Genomic DNA, 2,865 nt, shown 5'->3' with positions numbered 1-2,865 from the left:
AGCGATTGATAATCGTTTTCTATATTGACAAATGATGCAGGAAATTAGTACACTATTTATAAAGATTATAATATAATAATACCTTTTAGAAAGAAATGAGGTGCATGACAGTGTCCCATGAACATGATCATTTAAAAGAAGCATTGGATACGTTAAAGGAAACTGGGGTTCGAATTACGCCTCAACGTCATGCGATACTTGAATATTTAACTCAATCTATGACTCACCCGACTGCAGATGATATTTATAAAGCGCTTGAAGGAAGGTTCCCTAACATGAGCGTTGCTACAGTGTACAATAATTTACGAGTATTTCGTGAAGTTGGCTTAGTAAAGGAACTGACTTACGGTGATGCATCGAGCCGTTTTGATTTTATAACGACAGATCATTATCACGCCATCTGTGAAGACTGCGGAAAGATTGTTGATTTCCACTATCCGGGCTTAGATGAAGTAGAACAACTGGCATCGCATGTCACCGGATTTAAAGTTAGCCATCATCGAATGGAAGTATACGGAACTTGTCCGGAATGTACGAAAAAAACAGACATTCATTAAAAAAGAATTGTTCGTATAACGAACAATTCCTTTATTTTTTTTGATTATATTTTTCATCAAACTCTTTACCTTCAAGGCTTTGATCTAGTGTTAGTGGTTCTTTACAATACATGCACATATCGACTCGACCGAGCACTTTCGTTGGCTTTCCGCAACTTGGACACATGACTTGTACTGCTTTTGTAGACAGCATTCCGATCCAGAAATAGACGACTGTACTAGCGATAATACATAATAGACCGAGCAACATAAATATCGTCATGATCAATGGAGACTGTCTAAAGAAAATTCCTACATACATTATAATAAATCCAATGAAAATCAAACTAAGAGCAAATGTGCGAATTCGATTAATTTTGCTTGAATAATTTTTTGCCATTATAATTAAACCTCCTAACAATAGACTATAACATAATATCTATCTTTTGGAATAGTTGAAAAGCTCGTTCAATAGGCTCAAAATTTATTGAAGGAGTTTTTTATTTTTTTGTCGAAATTATGGAGACAGAACAAACTTTGGTTTGGAGGAATTAGTATGGAGGACATCCTTCGTCCGCTTTATCAAGAACGAACAAGCCAACAAAATACTCTTGGCGTTATTGCTGTTGAGAAAAGAGAAAAGGCTAGTATTTTTACCGAAAACTTTGATGCCGTTTTATTAGTCATTGTTAAAGAAGCAGAAGAGTCTGTTTTCATTAAGCACTATTTATATAGTGAGAAAAAAGCTGCATTATTTATCATCACTGAAGCAAAGTTAAATGAATGGCTTCTTTTAGGAAACAAACGTAAGGTGATCGAGTGGTTGTATCATGGGAAAACTTTATTTGACCGAAATGACTTTGTGCATGAATTGAAAAAAGAAATGCGAGAGTTTCCGTTTTATGGACGGCAAATAAAAATGTCTATTGAATTCTCAAGGTTGATCAGAAGATATACAGACGGAAAAGCGTTCTTTACGAATGGGCATTATTTAGATGCTTATAATCACGTCATGCATTCATTGCATCATCTAGCACGCTTAGCTGTTATTGAAAATGGCTTTTATCCAGAAGTAACCGTCTGGCAACAAATAAAGCAAATAGAGCCAGAAATTTATAAGCTTTATGAAGAGTTATTAACGAGCGATGAAAATTTGCAAAAACGGTTAGAGTTACTATTTTTAGCGAGTGAGTTTTTAATCTATTCTCGGGCGGAAAGTGGAGCGGCACATTTATTATCAGTCATTAAGGAAAAAGAGTCGTGGACGATTCAAGAGCTTTTAGACCATCCAGAGGTTCAATACTATGCTGTAGACTTAGTCATCCTACTTGAATATTTAATAGAGAAATCATTTGTGCAGGAACTTTCCGTTGAAACAAAAGGTCAAGGGATTTATCATCGGTACTACCAAGTTATAGATAAATAATTTTTTGAAAAAGTATTGACGAGGGTTTTTATTTTTGTTATATTAATATGCGTCGCCACTGATAGCAATCGGTTGCGACGCAAAGAAATAAAAAATTATTGACATCAAGTTGAAAACTTGATATGATAGTAAAGTCGCTATTCAAGCGAAATTGATCTTTGAAAACTGAACAAAATAAACGTCAACGTTAATTCTAAAAAACTTAACTTGTCTAAGTGAAACAAATTGTGAGTTAAGGAACATCTGCTAAGTTCGTCACGTCCTGTGACAACGCAGATGCCTGCACATCCATGTGCAATGCAAACACTTTATCGGAGAGTTTGATCCTGGCTCAGGACGAACGCTGGCGGCGTGCCTAATACATGCAAGTCGAGCGGACTTGATAGGAGCTTGCTTCTATCAAGTTAGCGGCGGACGGGTGAGTAACACGTGGGTAACCTGCCTGTAAGACTGGGATAACTCCGGGAAACCGGGGCTAATACCGGATAACTTCTTTCTCCGCATGGAGAAGGATTGAAAGGTGGTTTCGGCTATCACTTACAGATGGACCCGCGGCGCATTAGCTAGTTGGTGAGGTAACGGCTCACCAAGGCAACGATGCGTAGCCGACCTGAGAGGGTGATCGGCCACACTGGGACTGAGACACGGCCCAGACTCCTACGGGAGGCAGCAGTAGGGAATCTTCCGCAATGGACGAAAGTCTGACGGAGCAACGCCGCGTGAGTGAAGAAGGTTTTCGGATCGTAAAGCTCTGTTGTTAGGGAAGAACAAGTATCGGAGTAACTGCCGGTACCTTGACGGTACCTAACCAGAAAGCCACGGCTAACTACGTGCCAGCAGCCGCGGTAATACGTAGGTGGCAAGCGTTGTCCGGAATTATTGGGCGTAAAGCGCGCGCAGGCG

The 2,865-nt window shown here is 39.1% G+C and carries 3 protein-coding genes and 1 other annotated feature (1 of these 4 only partly in view); of the genes, 2 read left to right on the top strand and 1 reads right to left on the bottom strand.

What is annotated here, in order from left to right:
- Nucleotides 1–104 precede the first annotated feature (104 nt).
- Nucleotides 105–557: a peroxide-responsive transcriptional repressor PerR gene (perR, locus tag CEF22_RS14430; protein ID WP_100403398.1), complete on the top strand. Its 453-nt coding sequence runs from the start codon at nucleotides 105–107 to the stop codon at nucleotides 555–557.
- A gap of 31 nt (nucleotides 558–588) precedes the next feature.
- Here the strand turns inward: perR and CEF22_RS14425 are convergent, their stop codons facing one another.
- Nucleotides 589–936, bottom strand: a complete 348-nt coding sequence (locus CEF22_RS14425; protein ID WP_100403397.1) for a YgzB family protein — start codon at nucleotides 934–936, stop codon at nucleotides 589–591.
- Between the two features lie 156 nt (nucleotides 937–1,092).
- Between CEF22_RS14425 and CEF22_RS14420 the strand changes: the two genes are divergently transcribed.
- Nucleotides 1,093–1,962 (top strand): nucleotidyltransferase-like protein, encoded by an 870-nt coding sequence (locus tag CEF22_RS14420; protein WP_095478966.1) that lies wholly within the window; start codon nucleotides 1,093–1,095, stop codon nucleotides 1,960–1,962.
- A 316-nt stretch (nucleotides 1,963–2,278) separates the two neighbouring features.
- Nucleotides 2,279–2,865: a sequence feature (most likely nonfunctional fraction of RNA operon), on the top strand; it runs 325 nt beyond the window's last position.

The sequence above is a fragment of the Bacillus sp. FJAT-42315 genome (assembly GCF_002797375.1).
Taxonomy (GTDB): domain Bacteria; phylum Bacillota; class Bacilli; order Bacillales; family Domibacillaceae; genus Bacillus_CE.
This window is presented reverse-complemented; position numbering and strand designations above follow the sequence as displayed.

Excerpts from the sequence above, each read along its gene's own strand:
- perR (WP_100403398.1), top strand. The coding sequence starts at position 105 with ATGACAGTGTCCCATGAACATGATCATTTAAAAGAAGCATTGGATACG.
- CEF22_RS14425 (WP_100403397.1), bottom strand. The coding sequence starts at position 936 with ATGGCAAAAAATTATTCAAGCAAAATTAATCGAATTCGCACATTTGCT.
- CEF22_RS14420 (WP_095478966.1), top strand. The coding sequence starts at position 1,093 with ATGGAGGACATCCTTCGTCCGCTTTATCAAGAACGAACAAGCCAACAA.